This is a genomic window from Roseovarius sp. A46 (assembly GCF_004126395.1).
In the GTDB taxonomy this organism is placed as follows: domain Bacteria; phylum Pseudomonadota; class Alphaproteobacteria; order Rhodobacterales; family Rhodobacteraceae; genus Roseovarius; species Roseovarius nitratireducens.
Window position 1 is genome coordinate 1 of the sequence record NZ_PVWS01000110.1, and the last position, 253, is coordinate 253.

Sequence of the window (253 nt, forward strand, 5' to 3'; positions counted from 1 at the left end):
TTGGCCTTGTTCTTGGTAGAAGACGGCGCGTCGATGATTGTCGCATCCACCAGCGTGCCGGAGCGGAGGGTCATGCCCTTGTTGGCCAGATAGGCATTCACCTCGGCAAAGATCGCCTCGGTCAGCCTGACCTGCCACGGGATTTTTCCTCCACTTGGAACTAGAGTCCGACCCAACGAAGGGACGGACAATGAAGCGATCAAGATTTTCGGAAGAACAGATCATCGGCATTTTGACCGAGCATGAGGCTGGC

General features: G+C 55.7%; 1 pseudogene. It reads right to left on the reverse strand.

Annotated elements, in window-relative coordinates:
• A pseudogene (locus C6W92_RS17560) lies at positions 1-113 on the reverse strand (IS5/IS1182 family transposase); the annotation flags it as partial.
• Positions 114-253: the final 140 nt, after the last annotated feature.